Origin of the sequence: Pararhizobium sp. PWRC1-1, from assembly GCF_049897905.1 — a bacterium.
Classification (GTDB): domain Bacteria; phylum Pseudomonadota; class Alphaproteobacteria; order Rhizobiales; family Rhizobiaceae; genus Pararhizobium.
The window spans coordinates 186067-205555 of the sequence record NZ_JAFCXE010000013.1 but is presented as its reverse complement, the minus strand read 5'-3'; the positions used below and the strand labels follow the sequence as shown (position 1 = coordinate 205555).

Genomic DNA, 19489 nt, shown 5'->3' with positions numbered 1-19489 from the left:
TTGAGAACCGTGGAAGACTACCACGTTGATAGGCCGGGTGTGGAAGTGCAGCAATGCATGAAGCTTACCGGTACTAATCGTTCGATTGGCTTGATTGTTCTCATTGCTAGTGCTCATCGGGCAAAGCCCGATGGTGCAATAGATGTGTTTAAAGAAATGAAGTCTCAGACTTCAACCAGCTTCTCATTTTGGTTTTACCCCGCAACTGCGGTGTTAAAATCGCTCTGGCCGGTATCGCCTCCTTTGGAGGTGTCCGTATGGCCAGCACGACTGCCCTTCGAGCGACGAGCGAGAAGGATAAGCTAGCCGTGCAAACTAAGAGCGAGATTTACACCTGCACTGCAGGTGTAAATCTTGCCCTTAGTTGACCTGGTGGTTATTGCGGGGTGGCTGCACCCGTTCCCATTCCGAACACGGCCGTGAAACGCCCCTGCGCCAATGGTACTCCGTCTTAAGACGCGGGAGAGTAGGTCGCTGCCAGGTCTATTAAAGGCAAGAAAATACCAAATACACAGTCTTCTCTTCATCCTCCGGCCCAGCCGAACAACAGGCCGCCCTCAAGCGGCCTTTTTGCTTCGGTAGAATAAACCGGATAATGGAATACACGTTCAAAGGCGGTCTTCTCGCTCGAAGGCTGCCGGTTCCGCTAAAGGCCTCTGCCTGATACGGAACATCAAGGCGACAAATTCGGCGAATTTGCGCTGAAATGAACAAGGGAAGGCAAATACGGCCCAACCTGTAAGCGACAAACCTTCGGTTTGCGCTATTGACGAAAACCGCCATAAGGCGGTTTCCTTATCGCGATATTCGGCTTCGCCGAATACGCTGGTGACGCGGGGTGGAGCAGCCCGGTAGCTCGTCAGGCTCATAACCTGAAGGCCGCAGGTTCAAATCCTGCCCCCGCAACCAAATTGATACCCACAACAAAAAAGCCCGCTGAACAGAGATGTTCGCGGGCTTTTCTGCGTTCAAATCGCAAACGACGAAAAAGAAAAGCGTACAGAGGCAATCGCCGATCAGCCCGTCGAACACTCATACCGCACAGCACCCGTGTGCCCGTCCACACCCGCAAGGCTGACGCCATAACCCCACAAATGCCGCACATGGCCAAGCGTCGCGTCCCGGCTGGTTTCCTCCAGTAAGACACCGCTCTTGATCCGGTGCTGAAGCCGCAACTGCCGGTCTCCCAACAGGTCGACATCAACAACCTGGATGTCCTGCTGGGTGGCACCAACATCGTAGCTTCTGGCCAGCGCCTTGCGGATATCAGAATATCCCCGCTCGTTGTGAATCGAGGCGACCTCGCAATATTTGTTGTCCGCCTCGTCGGTCAGCTGGAACAGCCTGAATTTGCGTATCAACGCCGGGCTCAGATATTGCAGGATGAAGGATTCGTCCCGGTGGTTGGCCCAGGCGTCGATGAGCGTCTCGCGCCATTGGCCACTGCCGGCAATGTCGGGAAACCAGTCGCGATCTTCGGCTGTCGGCTGATTGCAGACACGCTCGATGTCCTGCATCATGGCAAATCCAAGCGCGTAAGGGTTGATCCCGGAATAACGGGGATCGTCGAAATGCGGTTGGAAAACAACGCTAGAATGGCTGTGGAGCATTTCCAGCATCGAGCCTTCACTGATCTTGCCCTGATCGAACAGCCTGTTCATGATGGTGTAATGCACGAAGGTGGCGCATCCCTCGTTCATCACTTTGGTCTGGCGCTGCGGATAGAAATACTGGGCGATCACCCGCACGATGCGCAGAAGTTCGCGTTGCCATGGCTCCAGGATCAAGCTGTTCTTCTCCAGAAAATAGAGAAGATTTTCCTCCGGCAGATTGAGGACCTTCTTTCGCTCCAGGGCATCGCGTTCGGCTTCTTCCGGGTCTGGCCGGCCGGTGGCACGCGGAAGGGTCCGCCACAGATCGCTATAGGTCTGTTCTTCGTATTCCAATCTTTCACGCGCCCGTTCCTGCTCCTTTTTGGACGATAGGCGCGGCGGGCGGCGGTAGCGGAACACGCCCTGATCCATCAGCGCATGGGCAGAATCGAGAATGGCTTCGACGGCCGATGTCCCGTGCCTTTCCTCGCATTTGACGATGTATTTCTTCGAAAACTCCATATAGCCGAGGATGGCGCCGGCATCGGTCCATTGCTTGAACAGGTAGTTATTCTTGAAGAAATGGTTGTGGCCGAAGGCCGCATGGGCGGTCACCAGGGTCTGCATGGCCATGGTGTTTTCCTCCATCAGATAGGTGATGCAGGGACTGGAGTTGATCACCAGCTCATAGGCAAGGCCGTGATGGCCCTTGCGATAGCCGTTTTCCTCGTAGACGAAGCGTTTGCCGAAAGACCAGTGCTGGTACATCAGCGGCATGCCGACGGACGAATAGGCGTCAAGCATCTGCTCTGACGAGATGATCTCCAGCTGGTTGGGATAGACGTCGAGCCCGAGCTCATCGAGCGCGATCGTCTCGATTGCGTCATAGGCATGTAACAGCGTCTTGAAGTTCCAGTCGGAACTGTGAAACAGCAGCTTTGCGCCTGCGTTCTTTGCCATGAGGGGCTCCGTTCAGCTGCGAAATTGCAAGGTTGGCTGCCTGGCGAAGAGCTTTCGGAAGACAGGGTAGATGTCGGATGGCCGGGCGATCCGGGTCATTTGAAAATTCGGCCATTCGCCGTCGACAGTGCGATAGGCGCGCCAGAGCGAGGTGCCGTTGTCGGTTGAGCCGAAGATTTCGCTCTCGCGCTCATCGATGATTTCAACATAGGCGTAATACTGGCAAAGCCGCATCAGTTCGGACGTGAGAAGCGAGGCGCATCGTTCCGAATCGCGGGAGACATTGTCGCCGTCGGAGGCCTGCGCGGCATAGATGTTCCATTCCTTTGCGGGGTATCGTTCCTGTATGATGCGCAGCATTTCCTCAAGCGCCGTGGAGACCACCGTGCCGCCACTCTGGGTGCTGTAGAAGAAGGTGTCCTCATCGACTTCGCCGGCCTCGTCGGTGTGGCGGATGAAGACGATGTCGATCCGGTCGTAACGGCGTTTAAGGAACAGATGCAGCAGTACGAAGAAGCGTTTGGCCAGATCCTTCTCCCGCTCGCCCATCGAACTGGAGACATCCATCAGGCAGAACATCACCGCATTGGCATTGGGCAGCGGCTGGCGCTCGAACCGGTTGAAACGGATATCGACGGGGTCGACATAGGGGATCCGCCGCCGCCGCCGTTCGAGCATATCGAGTTGCGCCCGCAAGGCTTCCAGATGCTGGCGCTGGACAATGTCAAGCTCCGGTTCCGTCGCGATCTCTTCGATTTCCTGAGCCAATGCTTCCAGCGTCTTTCGCTTGGGCCGCTGCAAGGCGATGCGGCGTCCGTAGCTGTTGCGCATGGTGCGGCTGACATTGATATTCGTCGGCGAGCCGCTTGTGGCAAAGCCTGCACGGCGCGGTTTGAAGGCGACGGCTTCCTTCAGGCTGAGCTTGACCATGTCCGGAAGTTCGAGATCCTCGAAAAACAGTTCGAGCACTTCCTCGCGCGACAGCAGGAACTGGAAATCGTCCTCGTCCTCCCCTTTTCCGGCGGACGAACCCGAGCCGCCGCCGCCCTGTGGTTTGTCGATGCGATCTCCTGGCATGTAATCGCGGTTGCCGGGCAGAACATATTGCCGGTCGCCGCTGCCGCGGGCGGGCTGAAAGGTCGGCTCGCTGGCACCGCGGCCCGGCATGGGAACCGCGTGGCCCGAATCCACGTCGGCGATCCGGTCGGTCTTGACGCGATCCTTGATAAAGCGTTTCAGCTCGTCGCGGGCACGCTTCAAGAAACGCTGGCGGTTCCCGAGGCTCTTGTCCTTCGGGTTGAGGCGACGGTCGATGAAATTCGGCATTGGCTACCCCCAAGACATCGGTATGTCTCACCCCGCCTTGTTGACGCGCATGTACCATTCCACCAACCTGCGCACCTGCCGCTCGGTATACCCTCGCTCGATCATGCGATGGACGAATTCGGCATGTTGTTTTTCGCTGGCGCTGTCCTTCTTGGAGCCGAAGCTGATGACCGGCAGCAAATCCTCCACCTGGCCGAACATCCGTTTTTCGATCACTTCGCGCAGCTTTTCATAGCTCATCCAGGACGGATTGCGGCCGCTGTTCTTGGCACGGGCGCGCAGGGTGAACTTGACGACCTCGTTGCGGAAATCTTTCGGATTGGCAATGCCTGCCGGTTTCTCGATCTGCGACAATTCATTGTCGAGGATTGTCCGGTTGAGATTTTGTCCCGTGTCGGGATCCTTGAAATCCTGATCCTCGAGCCATGCGTCGGCATAGGCGATATAGCGGTCGAACAGGTTCTGGCCGTATTCGCTGTAGGATTCCAGATAGGCCTTCTGGATCTCGTGGCCGATGAACTCGGCATAACGGGTGGCCAGTTCCGACTTGATGAAGTTGAGATAGGCCGCCTCGGTTTCCTTGGGGAACTGCTCGCGCTTGATCGCCTGTTCGATGACATACATCAAATGCACCGGATCGGCGGCGATCTCCTTGCTGTCGTAGTTGAAGGTCTCCGACAGGACCTTGAAGGCGAAGCGCGTGCTGACGCCGTTCATGCCCTCATCGACACCGGCAGCGTCGCGATATTCCTGCACCGATTTTGCCTTGGGATCGACGTCCTTCAGGTTCTCGCCGTCATAGACCCGCATCTTGGTATAAAGTGGCGAATTTTCATGCGGGGTAAGCCGCGTCGAAACGGTGAAGCGGCTGAGGCTTTCCAGAACCTCCGGCGCGCATGGGTTTTTGGCAAGTTCGCTTTCACGCAGCAATTTGTCGTAGATCTGCCGCTCTTCGGTGACCCGCAGGCAATAGGGCACCTTGACCACCAGAATGCGGTCGAGGAAGGCCTCGTTGTTGCGATTGTTCTTGAACTGCAGCCATTCGGATTCGTTCGAATGGGCAACGACAATGCCCTGATAGGGAAAGGCGCCGAAATTTTCCGTGCCGTTGTAATTGCCTTCCTGGGTTGCGGTCAGCAACGGATGCAGGACCTTGATGGGTGCCTTGAACATTTCCACGAATTCGAGCAGGCCCTGCGTCGTGCGGTTCAGGCCGCCGCTGTAGGAATAAGCGTCGGGATCGGCCTGGCTGAAGTTTTCGAGCTGGCGGATATCGACCTTGCCGACCAGCGAGGAGACGTCCTGGTTATTTTCATCGCCGGGCTCCGTCTTGGCAATGCCGATCTGGCGCAGTCGTGACGGCATCAGCTTGACGACGCTGAATTTCGAGATGTCGCCACCGACTTCGTCAAGGCGCTTGGTCGCCCAGGGCGAGATCATGCCGGTGAGACGGCGTCTGGCAATGCCGTATTTGTCTTCGAGAAGATCGGCCATGCGTTCGGGGTGGAAGAGGCCGAGGGGCGATTCAAACACCGGGCTAATCTGGCCGCCGACCATCAATGTGTAGATCGGCCGCATCTCCATCAGCTTCTTCAGCCTTTCGGCCAGCGAGGATTTGCCGCCACCGACCGGACCGAGCAGGTAAAGGATCTGTTTGCGTTCTTCGAGGCCCTGTGCGGCATAGCGGAAATAGCCGACGATCCGCTCGATCGTGTCTTCCATTCCGTAGAAATCGGCGAATGCCGGATAGATCTTGATGGTTCGGTTGGAGAAAATCCGGCCAAGGCGCTCGTCGGCGCTGGTTTCGACGAAGTCGGGCTCTCCAATGGCGGCGACCATGCGCTCCTGTGCGGTGGCGTACATGCTTTTATCGTCGCGGCACGCGAGCAGATATTCCTGGAGACTGATCTCCTCCTGCGCGGTGCTGGTATAAATCTCCGAAAACAGATCGAAGACATCGGACTGGGTATTTTGCATCTGCATCATGCTCTCCCGCGGCCGGTTCGTTGAGACGGGATCGCTGCCTATCGGCTCGCTCAACGAGATGAACGTTTCCTTGCTCTCGAAAGTTCCTTCAAATAATTGTTACTGCTGAGAATATCACAACGAAGAGGGCCGCACCATTTGGGCGAGACCGACGGATCCTGGATCCTTGTCGAAGGGCGCACCGGTGATCACGCACCTCCCTCAGATCCGAATCACCGCCTTTGATGATCGTTCCGAATTCCTCCCGTCCAGCGTAACACAATAGTCCCAACAACCATCATACCATCCGTGATGTTCACAACTTTCGGGACGTGGCTCTGACTTCACACGCCGGCTGGTACTTCGAAATCCGATCAAACTGGACTATGCCGCAGGGTCACCCTGAGCGCTCCAGCCTCCATCGGGCATTTTCGACAACAACGGCGTGGCGAAAACCCCGGCGGTTTTTTCCGGCAAACGGCTGTCCAAAGCGATCAACCGGTCTACCCATCGGCGCGATTGCAGCATGGCAGCGCCGATGACCACGGGTTCGACGCCGGCAATGGTGAGAAGGGACAGCCCGGCGACGATGGACGTGCCGCTGGAAATGACGTCATCGATGAGAACGACGCGACGGTTTTCCAGAAGTGGCAGCATGCGCGGATCGATATAGAGCCGTTTTGTCTGGTCCGGCGTGGTGATCGAGGACATTGGCACCGACAGGTCGGCCTGGTACCAGAATTTTGGCGAGGTTCCGAGCGGAATGTAGCGGCTGTGCCCCAGCGCCCGCGCAACGGCGCTGGCGAGCGTCAGGCCAAGGGTTGGCAGGCCGACGATGACATCGGGCTGGAACGGTCTCAGCTTTTCGGCAAGCTGGGCCGCCAGCGCATCCTGGACCCCAAAGCTTGCCTGGTTGATGATCAGCGACGCCAGGGCATGGGTGCCATCAGACAGAGGGCGGATCGGCAGGCGGAGTTGACGCCCATCCATCAGGGTCGCCGGATAAAAATCCCTGTGGGTTTTGTCCGGGTCGAACGTGTTTGCGGGATGGATTTCCTGCCAGAAGTCATGCGGCTGCATGGCGTCTTCCTTTGAGCCCAACTGTGAGCGAGGTGTTCGGTTTTCTGAGGTTTTGCTCTATACCGGAAGAACGTCAAGGGGAAGTCTGTGGAGCCCCGACAAACAGCACACCACCTCACGATCCAAGGAATTGCCTGCCAATGCGCCTGCCCGAAATTCTGACTGCCGACCTGCCTTTCCTCACCGAACTGCGCCGCGATCTGCACGCGCATCCGGAACTGGGTTTCGAGGAAGTGCGCACCAGCGGTATTGTCGCTGACCTTTTGGATAAGGCCGGGATCGCTGTGACGCGCGGACTGGGCGGCACGGGCGTGGTTGGAACGCTGCAGATCGGCAATGGTACTCGCAGCATCGGCCTTCGCGCCGATATGGATGCACTGGCAATGCCGGAAACGGCGGAGCGTTCTTACAAATCCACGATCGATGGCAAGATGCATGCGTGTGGTCATGATGGTCACACGGCCCTGTTGCTGGGGGCGGCGCGCTATCTGGCCGAGACCCGCAATTTCTCCGGTACCGTACATTTCATCTTCCAGCCGGCAGAGGAGGGCCGCGGCGGCGCCCGGCGCATGGTCGAGGATGGCCTGTTCGAGCGGTTTCCCTGCGATGCCGTTTACGGCCTGCACAATATGCCCGGCCTCGATACCAATGAAATGGCCGTGGTTGCCGGGCCGCAGCTTGCTTCCTCGGACAGCTGGCGCGTGACGTTTCGCGGCACCGGCACGCATGGGGCAAAACCGCATCTGGGCAAGGACCCGATCACTGCGGCCGGAACATTTCTTGCCGCTCTCCAGACGATCGTCGGCCGGGTCGTCGATCCGCTGCAGCCGGCCGTGGTCAGTGCCTGTTCGGTGCAGGCTGGCAATCCGCAGGCTCTGAATGTCATTCCGGATATTGTCGAGATCGGTGGGACTGCGCGGGCCTATTCGCCCGCAGTGCGCGATCAGCTGGAAACGGAAATCGGCCGTCTGGCGAGCGGCACCGCAGCGATGTACGGCATTGCCGCCGATTATGGCTTCGAGCGCCGTATCCCGCCTGTTGTCAACGATAGCGATGCAACGGCGCGTGCATTGAAGGCGGCTAGCGCTGTCTTTGACGACAAGCTTAGAACCGTATTTCCGCCGTCGACGGCGGGTGATGATTTCGCCTATTTCGCCGGTCAGGCTCCGGGCTGTTATGTCTGGCTCGGCAACGGCCCGGCCGTCGATGGCGCTCTGCACCACAACACCGCCTATGATTTCAACGATGAGGCGATCGGCCCAGGTGTGGCGTTCTGGACGACGCTGGTCGAACAGGAACTGGCGCCCGCCTGAGCGCCCAGCCCGAGGATATCATGTCCGAGCCAGGATCGGGCTTTCCAGCAGCGTTCCGGTTTCGACATCGGCAATGCCCCGGTCCGTCTGGTGCGGTCCGGCGTTGCAGGCAAGGGTTGCTCCGAAGCAGGCCTTGAACACCAGATAAGGTGGCTGCCATTCGACGATCTCGTCCATGGCAGCGCGAATGCCTGCGAAATCCCGGGCGACATCGTCCAGTGGCGCACCGGAAACTAGGCCCGATAGCGGCAGCGGCAGAATGGCTTTGATCATTCCATTGGATGCCACCGCCATGCCGCCGCCGGCGGCGATGACTGCATTGGCGGCAAGCGCCATGTCCGCGGGATCGCTGCCAAACACCGTGAGGTTATGGCTGTCATGGGAAACAGTGTTGGCGAATGCGCCGCGCCATTCGCCCCAGCCGCGAAGGAAGCCAACGCGGGGCCGGCTGTCGCTGCGTCCATGGCGATGTCCCACCGCAATCAGGGCCGTACCTTCCGGCGGCACAACGAAACCATCCCGCACGTCGGCGTCTGCTTCACCCCAGCGGGTAAACCGCGGTTGGTCGATGGTGGCGATGCGAACGGTCTTTTCGCTGGAGGCGACGCGGAAATCATCGGTTGCCAGCGGCGTGATCTTCATCGAATGCTCAAGCACGGATGTATCGGCAGATGTGATGTCGGCAAGCATGCGGCCGTCTTTGGCGACAACAACGCCGTTGGCGATAACGATGCGGGCTTTGAGGTCGGTAAGATTGTCGAACACGGCAATATCGGCACGGCGTCCTGCTGCGACCAACCCCAGATCGGAGCGTCCCAGCCGTTGGGCGGCGTTGAGTGTGGCTGCCCGTAGCCCCCATTCCGGCTTCAGCCCGTAACGCACCAGCCGCCGGACCACATCGTCGAGACCGCCGCCTGTTGCCAGATCATCAGGAAAGACGTCGTCGGTGCAGAGGGTTATTGTCTGCGGAAGATGGCCGAGCTGGTTCAGGGCATCGACGAATTCCGGCAGCAGGTGATCGTGGGAGCCGCGCAGTTCGATCGCTATACCGGCGCGCAGCTTTTCCATCAGATCGGCTGATGATACCAGTTCATGATCAGAGCTGACACCGGCAGCCATAAAGGCGGCGAGATCGCTACCGTTCAGGCCGCGCGCGTGGCCGCAGATCAGCTTCTCCGAGGCAAGTCCTGCCTGGACGATGGCGCTCATGCGCGGATCGCGGTTAATCACGCCGCGCATGTTCATGACCTCAGCGATGCCGCCGATTTCCGGCCAGGACAGGAGATCGGCGATTACAATAGCATCGAAATCGGCACCGTTGAGTTCCAGTCCCGGTGCTGACGGCACGCAGGAGGGGACAAGCAGGATCATCCGCAGTGGCGACATCTTGGCGGCATCGGCGGCAAAACGCACGCCGGTCACGCCATGGACATTGCCAAATTCGTGCGGATCCCAGACGATCGTGGTCACACCGCGCGGCAGAACGGCGTTAGCATAGGTCGCGGGCGTCACCATCGAACTTTCGATATGCATATGCGTGTCGATCAGGCCCGGCGAAACGAACCCACCGGAGATATCGATGATCTCTGCCGCGTCCAATCTGGTACCAGCCGGGTGGACGCTGGCGATCAGCGGCCCAACGATGCCGATATCGGCTGCCCGCAACTCGCCCGTCACCATATCGACCAGAGTGCCGTTGACGATCAGGGTATCGAAGGGTGCATCGCCGCGTGCTGCCGCGACGGCGCGGGTGCGTAGGCCCGCGTCATTGAGGTCGGCGGGTTCCCTTGCCGAGGACTGCGTCATTTGCTGGCCTCCCAACGCAGGGCGCCGAGCACGATTGATTTGATCGCCACTGCGTCACAATCGGCTGCAAATTCGGCATTGAACGCGCCGTGGCTGGCGCGGATTTCCACCACGGTGCGGCCGCGTGTCAGCGAACCGGCCAGCTCCATGCCGATCCGGGCCGGCTGGAAGGTGACGAGGTCGGGGCGGACGAAGGCTGCGGCAGCGGAGGGATCATAGATCGCCATCGCCGGTCGTCCGCGGCTGACGCCGATATCGATATAGCCGGCGAGCATATCGGCGAGCAGTGCAGCGTTAGCCCCGCCTGCCTGCCGGATCGGCGCGATATCGTCGGGTAATGCCAGAACCTTGCGGCAGAAATCGAGATCGACCATGCGCAGCGGCAGGCCATGCGACAGGACGATGGCGACAGCTTCCGGGTCGGCAAGCGCGTTGAATTCCGCCGATGCCGTGTGGTTGCCGCGCGATAGCCCGCCGCCCATCCAGGTGAGTTCGTCGATCCGGGCCGCCAGATCGGGCCGCGCCAGTGCAAGGGCTGCGATGTTGGTGAGCGGCCCGAGCGCCAGGATGCGGCGTGGGGAGGGCGTGTTCTCCAGCCATTGGCAGAGCGCTGTGAAAGCATCATCGCTTGCCGCATCTCCGGCTTCCGGCAGCGTCAGGCCTGCGGTGGGAATGCCGGTCTCGCCGAGGATTTCCTGCGCGGTTTCGAGCGCGCCCAGAACCGGTTGGCTGCGACCGGCATGAACGGGGATGGTCCAGCCGAATGCCTTGGCCGCACCTGCCGTATTGCGCCGAACCTGATCCATCGGCGTATTGCCGAACACCAGCGATATGCCGTCGATAGCCATGCCCGCATGCATCACCACCAGAATGGCGGCGATGTCGTCAAAGCCCATATCCGTATCGATCCAGACACCCATGACGAATTACCCGAAGCGTTTGAGGAGAGCGGCGCCCTCGACCGGCAGGTCGAATGCCACGGTGGCGCCAAGCGTATGAGCCGGCAGGGTGGCGTCCACCTCCGTCTTGATGATGCCGAGTGGCGTTTCCAGCACATATTCGCGCGTGCCACCGGCAAAGGAGACGCCCCGCACCGTGCCCGCCAAGGGGCCGGACCCGAGGGAAACGGCGCGGGGGCGCCAGGCAAGGCCTGCAACGTCTGGGAGTGATTTGGAAAGGGAGACAGCGCCATTGGCGGTGGTCAGCTTTCCATCGCTGATGGCGAAGACATTTTCGAAGCCGACAAAATCAGCGACGAAGCTGGAAACCGGGTGGTTGTAGATCTCTTCCGGCGTGCCGATCTGCTCGATGGCGCCGTTTTTCATCACGACGATCCGGTCGGCGAGCGCGAGAGCCTCGACCTGATCGTGGGTCACGAAGATCATCGTCACGCCGCTTTCCTTCTGCACGCGCTGCAGTTCGGTGCGCATCTCAAGCCGCAGCCGGGCGTCGAGATTGGAGAGCGGTTCGTCGAGCAGAAGCACTTTCGGCTCCATGACCATGGAGCGGGCAAGGGCAACGCGCTGCTGCTGGCCGCCGGACAGCTCCGGTGTCTTGCGGTCGGCGAAGGCCGCGAGGCCGACGGATTTGAGACCGGCTTTGACCTTTGTTTCCAGCTCCGTGCCGCGCATGCCCTTCAGCTTGAGGCCGAAGGCGACATTTTCGAACACTGTCAGATGCGGGAACAGCGCATAGGACTGGAACACTAGCCCGACCGCCCGCTTGTTGGCGGCAACCCGGGTAATATCGGCGCCATCAAGGCTGATACGTCCGCCGACCGGCGTCATCAGGCCAGCAATCGAGCGCATGGTCGTGGTCTTGCCGCAGCCGGAAGGCCCGAGCAGCGCCAGCAGTTCGCCTTTGTGGATCTCGAGATCGAGATCCTTGACGGCTATCGATTTGCCATAGGCGAGGGAGAGCTTGTCGAGGGTGAGGAAGGATGTGTCAGACATAGCGGGAGAACCCCAGAAAACGTTCGGCGGCAAAGACGATGCCGATGGACAGGAAAGCGAGCAGCGAAGACAGGGCGGCGATCGACGGGTCGAAGACGATCTCCATGTAGCCGAGCATATCGATCGGCAGGGTTCGGACACCCGGCCCGGACAGGAACAGCGATACCGGAACCTGATTGAAGCTGGTGACGAAGCCGAGGATGAAGGCCGACAGGATACCGCCGCGAATGTTCGGCAGGACCACCCGGAAGAAGGCGCCGAGCCGGGACGAGCCGAGCAGCACGGCCGCCTCTTCGATATCCGAGCGCAGGTTGTTGAGGCTGGCGGAGACGACCCGCACGGCATAGGGCAGGATCAGCGCCGTATGGGCAAGGAACAGCGCCAGCGTGATCGAAACCCCGATGGGCACGACGAAATAGCGCAGCAGCGCCAAGCCGACGATGATGCCCGGCACGATGATCGGCGCCGAGACGATGGTGCGCACGGTCTCGGACATCGGCAGCTTGTAGCGTGACATCGCATAGGCGGCGGGAATGCCGAGCAGAAGGGCAGCAAAGGTGCCGCCGATCGCCAGGAACATCGAGATCACGAAGCTGTCGCGGAAACTCTCGACAGTGAAGACCTTGAGGATCCACTTGAACGAAAAGCCCTGCGGCGGAAAGGCCAGCGTATCGCCGGCCGAAAACGAGGCGGCGACGATGATCAGGAACGGGCCGATCAGGAAGATCAGCACCAGAAGCAGCGTGATCGGGGCGAACAGTCTCGGGGTCATCGCTTGTTCCTCGCCGTTGCGATCCGCTTCAGGAGAATATTGGCGGCAAAACTCATGACGATCAGGATGAAGGCGATGACGCTAGCCGACACGAAATTGTTAGCGACGGTGACCTGCTGGTAGAGCAGCGTCTCCAGCATCAGCACCTTCGATCCGCCGAGAATGGCGGGGGTGATATAGGCGGTCATCGAACCGGTGAAGACCAGCGTTCCGCCGACCACCAGACCCTCGCGGGTCAGCGGCAGGATGACTTTCCAGAACACCTGGAACCAGTTGGCACCGAGCACCCGGGCGGCGGGTACGACATCCTTCGGCAGGTTTTCAAGCGCACTGATCAGCGAGATCACCATCAAGGGCAGGAACAGCTGCAGCAGGCCGATGAAGACGGCGGTTTCGCTAAAGAGGATGCGGATCGGTTCGTCGCTCAGGCCAACAGCCATCAGCGCCTGGTTGACGATGCCGGTGCGGCCGAGAATGACGATCCAGGCATAGGTGCGGGCGACCGGCGAAATCATCAGCGGCAATACGACAAGCCCGATCATCCGGCCCTTGGTGCCAGGCGGCAGGCTGACGATGGCGAAGGCGGTGGCATAACCGATCACGGCTGCCGCTGCGGTGACGAGCGCGCCCAGCTTCAGCGTCCGCAGAAAGACAGTCCGGTTCAGCGGCTGCGAAAAGAAATCCGCATAAGCCGACAGGCTCCAGCTATCCGCCGATCGAAAACCTTCCGACAACAGCAGGATAACCGGCACGAGAAAGACCAGCCCCGCGAAAATCGCGGCTGGTAGGGCGAGCGCCAATGCTTCTGCCCGGTTCTGGAACATGGTTTGTCGTCTCCAGCAGGTTCAAACGGGATCAACGCGGTTGCCGGCGATCCCCTTAACTCTTGTTCGTGAGCCGGCCACGTCCCCCTCTTCCCATGAACGGGAAGAGGGGTGGGGTGAGGCGCTGTGGCAGCAGCATCTCAAGTTGACGGCCGGTTCAGTCGGGGCGCAGTTCGCGAACCGGAGTTCGCTGGCCGCGCCCCTTGCCTTGGGAGGCATTCGTGTTGGCCGGATTACTGGCCGACCTTGGCGTTCCACTCGGACAGCCACGCATCGCGGTTGTCGAGCGCTACGGCGGATGGAATGAGCTTGAGGCTGTTGGCTGTTTCTTCGCCATAGGTCAGGTTGCCGGCGATCTCGTCGGAAACCTTGGCTTCCTTGTTGGCCGGGCTATCGACCAGCTTTTCAGCAAGCTTGGTCTGGATTTCGGTGGAGAGCCAGAAATCCATGAATTCGAGCGCCAGATCCTGGTTCTTCGCACCCTTGGTCAGAACCATGACGTTCATGCCGCCGGTCTGGCCTTCCTTCGGCGTCGCCCAGCCGAGCGGCAGGTCGAGCTTGGTGAACGGCGCCCAGGAGAAGCGGCCGATCGGTGCCGCCCAGATTTCTTCCTGTTGCATCAGCTGTACCAGTTGCGAGGATTTGACGTAGAAGGTGACGATGTCTTCCTTCTTGGCGCCGAGCGCTTCAATCGCGCCCTTGAGATCCGGCGTATCGGTGCCAAGCGCCTTGCCGAGCATATAGAGTGCGGGCGGTCCCTGGTTGGTGGTGATGTTCGGGAAGGCGACGTGACCGGCATATTCCGGCTTCAAAAGGTCAGCCCAGGAATCGATCTTCATCTTGTCGGTGCGATAGACGATGGAGGTCGCATAGAAGGTGTAGCCGACGCTCATGCCGTCGCCGTTCGGGTCCTTGGCGATGTCGTAGAGCTTGCCGAAATTGCTGAGCTTGGTGGTGTCGATCTTCTCGATCAGGCCATTGCGATCAGCCGAAAGCGCGTCGGCCATGGAAACCACGGCCATGTCGATGACAGGGTTTGCCTTGTTGGCTTCGATCTTGGCGAGGCGCTCGACGCTGTTACCGGTTTCGACCACCAGCTTGCAGCCGCACTTGGCCTGGAAGGGATCGTAGACGATCTCCTTGAATTCGTCCTGCGCGAAGGCATAGACGGAAATTGTCAGTGTTTTTTCCTGTGCATGGGCGGCACCCATGGTGAGCATCAGCGCGGCGGCTGACGAAAAGAGCATTTTGTTCATCTGCGTTCTCCTTCTGGTGTTTTCTTGGCTCATGTTTTCTGGCGTATGTTTTTGGGACTTATGATGGTCCCGGTCATGCAATGTGGACATTCGCTGGTGGTGCCGATGTCTGCCGGACCACCAGTTTCATCGGCACGCTCAACCGCTCCGCCACAACTGTTCCGGTCACGGTGCGCGCGACTTCCGAACCCGAGGTGGTGTCGGCCTCGATGACTCGGACCAGCGCGGCGATGGCAATGTCGGCAATCTCTGCCATGTTCATCCGGACCGTCGTCAGGCCCGGGGTTACGACCGAAGACCAGACAAGATCATCGAAGCCGGTGACGCTGACATGTTCGGGCACGCCGATACCGGCACGCTGCAATTCCATCAGGGCCCGTAGCGCAGGCAGATCGGAAACGGCGGCAAAGGCGGTAAATCCTCTCTCCACCTGTTCCTTCAAGCCAAGAAGACTTCCCTTGCCATGGATCTGCTCGTGTTTCTCGATCCAGAAAACGTCAGCACGTCCGCCTGCCGGGATGCGGGACTTCATGCCGCCGATGCGGTCGTTCTGAACATTCGAGGCCGGATTGTTGCCAATCAGCAGAAACTTGCGATGTCCCAGCGACACCAGATGCTCGATGACTGTCTGCCCACCCTGCCAGTGATCAGCCGAAACCGTGTTGCCGGGGGTGGAGGGGCTGTCGATGACAGCGACCGGACAGCCGATATCGGCAATGCGGGTTCCAAGCCGGGGGACGATGACGATGCCATCAACGTCGCGTTCGATCAGGCGGTTGATGGCGTCTGTCTGCAGCGCAACGTCGCCGCGGGCGTCGGCGATCAGCACGCCATAGCCGGCATGGCTTGCCGCATGTTCAATCGCCTGGGCGATCTGCGGAAACAGGGGATTGGCGATATTGGGGAGTACCAGGCCGAGAACGCCGGTGCGTCCAGTGCGCAGCGCCCGGCCGGTCAGGCTCGGCGTGTAGCCGAGTTCGGCTGCAGTGGTGCGGATTTTTTCAGCAAGTTCGGCCGAGACGCGTCCCTTGCCGGACAGCGCATTCGACACCGTCGCAGCAGACACGCCCAGTGTCGCGGCAATCTGGCTGAGGTTCGATCCTGTGCGCGGGTTGGCCATCTGATCCAACGGGGATGATTAATCGATTAATCAACTCTGTTACAGCAATGTTCCCGTGTTGTCGACACGGTTCTGCGGGTTGATACAGGCTGAAAGTTCGTTGCGGCAGTCGAAACTTTGCGAACCAGTGGGTGCGCGGGGTACGGCGATCAGTGTCCGGCCTTTAGTATTTCTTCTTCTGAACGACCTTATTGCCGCGCGGCCCTGTCTGCACTGGCGTGTTGCTGACATTTTCCTCCAGCAGTTTACGCCAGCGGGCCAGCCGCTCGGCAGGCAAGGTGCCTGCCTTGATGGCCGCCTGAACGGCGCAGCCCGGTTCGTGATCGTGGGTGCAGTCGCGAAACTTGCAGGAAGGGGCGAGGTCGGTGATTTCGGAGAACAGTGTCTCGATGCCACCCGATACGTCGCTGACATGCAGGGTGCGCATTCCGGGTGTGTCGATCACCCAGCCGCCGCCGGCAATGGCGTGCAACGACCGGGCCGTCGTGGTGTGGCGCCCCTTGGCATCGCTTTCGCGGATATCGCCGGTCTCCTGCGCCGCCGCGTTGCTGAGGCCGGCCAACGTGTTGACCAGCGTCGATTTGCCGACGCCCGACGATCCGACCAGCGCGACAGTCTGTCCGACGCCGCACCAGGGGGCAAGCGCGGCTGCGGCATCTGCGGAGCGGCCGTTCAATGCAACGACGTCAAGGTCGCGCTGCAGTGCTCTCGCTTCCTGTTCGAATATGCTGGCGTCGTCGATCATGTCCGTCTTGGTGAGCACGATTACCGGGTTCGTTCCGGCCTGATTGGCCATTGCCAGATAGCGTTCCAGCCGCGCCGGGCTGAAGTCGGCATTGCAAGAGGTAACGATGAACAGCGTGTCGACATTGGCTGCGGCAAGCTGCTGGAGATGTCTGCCCTCTGTGCGCCGCTGCAGCAAGGTCCGGCGCTCAAGCCTGCGGACAAGCAGATGCGTTCGGGGATCGGCAAGGATCCAGTCGCCGACGGCGAAATCGGCGGTATTGGTTTTATGGGCAAGAACCAGCTTGACCGGGCCTTCGGCGGAGAGAGCGCTCAGCCTAGCACGGTGCACTTCGGCGATGCGCATGGGGAGGAGGCCGGCCTCGGATCGCTCAATCTGGGAGGCAAAAAAATCGGACCAGCCATGGGACGCCAAAAAGGCCGCGTCTGCACGCTCCGTCACACAGTCGCTCCCCGACACAGTGTCGCGTTCATGGATGCTCTTTCTTAAAACGAGTTCCGAAGCTGATAACAGAAGCATAAGGATGGTGCGAATCGTTTCGCAAATGCCGGTTTTTCAGTTTTGTCTGGGAAATGCCGCAAACTTCCGGTAGGGAAAGGGCATGCGGGCCATCTTGGCCCTTTTCAACACGCATTGGCGACATTCGCAAGCGGGCGTTCCCATTCAATCCGGGTTGCGTGTCGATGCCTTTTTCTCCATTTCTACCAAGGACAGAATATGATTTCGCTTGAATTGACGCCGGTTCAGATCCGGGGCCTGAAACTCGCCAAGGAAGGAAACCTCTTCCCGCAGCCGGCGAAAAAATGGACGCACGAAAATGCGACCGTCACCTATGCCAAGACCGACCGGTTCAAGGAGCGTCCGCAGAAGATCCGCTTCCTGACGACGACGACGCTCAACGAACTTGAAGAGCTCGGTTTTCTGGAACGCAGCCATCTCGATGACGACGTGGCCGTCGATCCGCGCGGGATCACGATGGCCGGCAAGATGTGGCTGATGGCCAACAAGTAAATTGGTCTCATGGGGCGCCGGCGATACCTTCGAATGCATTCGCATTGAAGGGCCGGCCACCCGCATGTTGTTTGTCAGCTTGGGCGAATGCCTTAAGCCCTTGGTTCTCCCCCCGGCGCATAGGCAGTGGTCTGCTCGAATTTGAACTTATGACCGCAGCGGCAACGGATCACATGCCGGCGGGGATTACTCGAGGCAAATTCGGTTTCAAAACCGCTCGGTAGGGCATCGATTTCAAATCCCCGCGTCTTGCGGCTGGGCGTATCGTCCTCCGAAACCTCGGCAAAGCCCGTATTGCCGCAGTGGGAACATTCCAATTTCCGTGAATAACGATCTCGCGCAGCCATCTTCGTTCCTTTGACAAGAGGCGGGTCATACCAAAATGGCGGCGGGATGGAAGGGCTGATTGCCCCCCTCCAAGGTCAGTTGCTTCAAAATTAGCTGCGCTCTTCCCAGACCTTTGCCAGTTCGACGATTGTGTTGACCGCCCTTTCCATGTCCTGCCGGCTCACCCATTCGAGCGGCGAATGGAAAGCATGCCCGCCGGCGAAGATGTTGGGGCAGGGCAGGCCCATGAACGACAGGCGCGAACCATCGGTGCCGCCGCGAATGCTGCCGCGCACCGGCTCCATGCCCGCCCGCCGGATTGCCTCGATGGCGTTGTCGATGATTTCCGGATGACGATCGAGGATCGCCTTCATGTTGCGATATTGCTGCTTGACCTCAAACGTGTAGGAGGAGCCGGGATAATCCGGCATGACATCCTTGATGATTGCCTCGATCATCGCTTCCTTGCCGGCAAGGCCCTCGTCGTTGAAGTCACGGACGATCAGGCCGATCGTCGCCTTGTCCATCGCGCCGGTAACGCCGGTCGGGTGAATGAAGCCCTCTCTGCCTTCCGTGCTTTCAGGGGCCACGTGTTTCGGCAGGCGGTCGATGATGGCGCCGGCGATCTTGATGGCGTTTTCCATCCTGCCCTTGGCAAAGCCCGGATGGATGGCAACGCCCTGGATAGTGATCTCGACGCCATCGGCGGAGAATGTCTCATCCTCGATATGGCCGGCCGTTTCACCGTCCATCGTGTAGGCGAATTGGGCGCCGAGCTTCTTCAGATCAACCTTGTCGACCCCGCGGCCGATTTCCTCGTCCACCGTGAAGAGGATCTTGATGGTCCCGTGCTTGATGTCCGGATTGGCGATCAGGAATTGTGCTGCCGTCATGATTTCGGCAAGTCCGGCCTTGTCGTCGGCGCCGAGCAGCGTCGTGCCGTCGGTGGTGATAATGTCATTGCCGATCTGGTCGCGCAGGGCCGGATGGTCGGCAACGCGGATGACCTGCTGCGGATCGCCCGAAAGCTGGATGTCACCACCGGCATAGTTGCGGATCAACTGCGGCTTGACGTTGGTGCCGGTGAAATCGGGCGCCGTGTCCATGTGCGAGCAGAAGCAGATCACCGGAACCGGCTTGTCGACATTCGACGGGATGGTGGCGTAGATGTAGCCGTGCTCGTCAAGATGCGCGTCGGAAAGCCCGATCGCCAGCAATTCCTCGACCAGCAGGCGGCCGAGGTTTTTCTGCTTTTCGGTGGAGGGCTGCGTGGCCGATTTGGCATCCGACTGGGTGTCGATCACGACGTAGCGAAGGAAACGGTCGGTAACGGTATCGGTCATGGCTCACTCCATTCCATCTGCGTGGGTGCTCTTCTGTAGCCTTCGCGATCCGCGCCGTGAAGGCATTTCCGGGAAAAACACCCTTCAAAAAGCTGCG

Annotated in this window: 16 protein-coding genes, 1 tRNA gene and 2 rRNA genes; 5 read left to right on the top strand and 14 right to left on the bottom strand. The window is 59.8% G+C overall.

Features of this window, described 5'->3' with window-relative positions:
- Nucleotides 1-98, top strand: a 23S ribosomal RNA gene (locus ACP7E0_RS20530); the annotation flags it as partial.
- Between the two features lie 270 nt (nucleotides 99-368).
- A 5S ribosomal RNA gene (gene rrf, locus ACP7E0_RS20525) occupies nucleotides 369-483 on the top strand.
- Nucleotides 484-608: 125 nt separating this feature from the next.
- Here the strand turns inward: rrf and ACP7E0_RS20520 are convergent.
- Nucleotides 609-869, bottom strand: a complete 261-nt coding sequence (locus ACP7E0_RS20520; RefSeq protein ID WP_426127333.1) for a hypothetical protein — start codon at nucleotides 867-869, stop codon at nucleotides 609-611.
- On the opposite strand from ACP7E0_RS20520, the gene ACP7E0_RS20515 reads away from it, so the two are divergent.
- Nucleotides 833-909: transfer RNA gene (locus ACP7E0_RS20515), tRNA-Met, on the top strand. The genes ACP7E0_RS20520 and ACP7E0_RS20515 overlap by 37 nt on opposite strands.
- A 107-nt stretch (nucleotides 910-1016) precedes the next feature.
- On the opposite strand, the gene ACP7E0_RS20510 is transcribed toward ACP7E0_RS20515, so the two are convergent.
- From ACP7E0_RS20510 to ACP7E0_RS20495, 4 genes are all read right to left on the bottom strand, one after another.
- A complete protein-coding gene (locus ACP7E0_RS20510; protein ID WP_426127331.1) occupies nucleotides 1017-2552 on the bottom strand; it encodes a SpoVR family protein in 1536 nt (511 codons plus the stop codon).
- Between the two features lie 12 nt (nucleotides 2553-2564).
- Nucleotides 2565-3878, bottom strand: a complete 1314-nt coding sequence (locus tag ACP7E0_RS20505; RefSeq protein ID WP_426127329.1) for a YeaH/YhbH family protein — start codon at nucleotides 3876-3878, stop codon at nucleotides 2565-2567.
- Nucleotides 3879-3905: 27 nt separating this feature from the next.
- Nucleotides 3906-5855 carry a PrkA family serine protein kinase gene (locus ACP7E0_RS20500; RefSeq protein ID WP_426127352.1) on the bottom strand — a complete coding sequence of 650 codons (1950 nt, stop codon included), beginning with the start codon at nucleotides 5853-5855 and terminating at the stop codon, nucleotides 3906-3908.
- A gap of 372 nt (nucleotides 5856-6227) precedes the next feature.
- Complete coding sequence (locus ACP7E0_RS20495; protein ID WP_426127327.1) at nucleotides 6228-6923, bottom strand: phosphoribosyltransferase; 696 nt, start codon at nucleotides 6921-6923, stop codon at nucleotides 6228-6230.
- Between the two features lie 140 nt (nucleotides 6924-7063).
- Here ACP7E0_RS20495 and ACP7E0_RS20490 point away from each other — a divergent pair, with 140 nt between their 5' ends.
- A complete protein-coding gene (locus ACP7E0_RS20490; protein WP_426127326.1) occupies nucleotides 7064-8236 on the top strand; it encodes a M20 aminoacylase family protein in 1173 nt (390 codons plus the stop codon).
- A gap of 18 nt (nucleotides 8237-8254) precedes the next feature.
- On the opposite strand, the gene ACP7E0_RS20485 is transcribed toward ACP7E0_RS20490, so the two are convergent.
- The 8 genes from ACP7E0_RS20485 to rsgA form a co-directional block, all read right to left on the bottom strand.
- The gene (locus ACP7E0_RS20485; RefSeq protein WP_426127324.1) at nucleotides 8255-10042 is read right to left on the bottom strand and encodes an adenine deaminase; all 1788 of its coding nucleotides are present in this window, start codon (nucleotides 10040-10042) and stop codon (nucleotides 8255-8257) included.
- Nucleotides 10039-10962: a nucleoside hydrolase gene (locus tag ACP7E0_RS20480; protein ID WP_426127322.1), complete on the bottom strand. Its 924-nt coding sequence runs from the start codon at nucleotides 10960-10962 to the stop codon at nucleotides 10039-10041. Before ACP7E0_RS20480 ends, ACP7E0_RS20485 begins: the two co-directional genes overlap by 4 nt.
- A 6-nt stretch (nucleotides 10963-10968) precedes the next feature.
- Nucleotides 10969-11994: an ABC transporter ATP-binding protein gene (locus ACP7E0_RS20475; protein WP_426127321.1), complete on the bottom strand. Its 1026-nt coding sequence runs from the start codon at nucleotides 11992-11994 to the stop codon at nucleotides 10969-10971.
- Nucleotides 11987-12766 (bottom strand): ABC transporter permease, encoded by a 780-nt coding sequence (locus tag ACP7E0_RS20470; protein WP_426127320.1) that lies wholly within the window; start codon nucleotides 12764-12766, stop codon nucleotides 11987-11989. The genes ACP7E0_RS20475 and ACP7E0_RS20470 overlap by 8 nt, the downstream gene beginning before the upstream one ends.
- The gene (locus ACP7E0_RS20465) at nucleotides 12763-13590 is read right to left on the bottom strand and encodes an ABC transporter permease (protein ID WP_426127318.1); all 828 of its coding nucleotides are present in this window, start codon (nucleotides 13588-13590) and stop codon (nucleotides 12763-12765) included. Before ACP7E0_RS20465 ends, ACP7E0_RS20470 begins: the two co-directional genes overlap by 4 nt.
- Before the next feature lie 233 nt (nucleotides 13591-13823).
- Nucleotides 13824-14846 (bottom strand): ABC transporter substrate-binding protein, encoded by a 1023-nt coding sequence (locus ACP7E0_RS20460; RefSeq protein ID WP_426127316.1) that lies wholly within the window; start codon nucleotides 14844-14846, stop codon nucleotides 13824-13826.
- A gap of 73 nt (nucleotides 14847-14919) precedes the next feature.
- Entirely contained in the window at nucleotides 14920-15966 is a 1047-nt protein-coding gene (locus tag ACP7E0_RS20455; protein ID WP_426127314.1) for a LacI family DNA-binding transcriptional regulator, read from the bottom strand.
- A gap of 163 nt (nucleotides 15967-16129) precedes the next feature.
- Nucleotides 16130-17152, bottom strand: a complete 1023-nt coding sequence (gene rsgA, locus ACP7E0_RS20450) for a ribosome small subunit-dependent GTPase A (protein ID WP_426127312.1) — start codon at nucleotides 17150-17152, stop codon at nucleotides 16130-16132.
- A 276-nt stretch (nucleotides 17153-17428) separates the two neighbouring features.
- On the opposite strand from rsgA, the gene ACP7E0_RS20445 reads away from it, so the two are divergent.
- Entirely contained in the window at nucleotides 17429-17722 is a 294-nt protein-coding gene (locus ACP7E0_RS20445; protein ID WP_426127311.1) for a hypothetical protein, read from the top strand.
- Nucleotides 17723-18159: 437 nt separating this feature from the next.
- Here the strand turns inward: ACP7E0_RS20445 and pepT are convergent, their stop codons facing one another.
- Nucleotides 18160-19392 carry a peptidase T gene (pepT, locus tag ACP7E0_RS20440; protein ID WP_426127309.1) on the bottom strand — a complete coding sequence of 411 codons (1233 nt, stop codon included), beginning with the start codon at nucleotides 19390-19392 and terminating at the stop codon, nucleotides 18160-18162.
- Nucleotides 19393-19489: the final 97 nt, after the last annotated feature.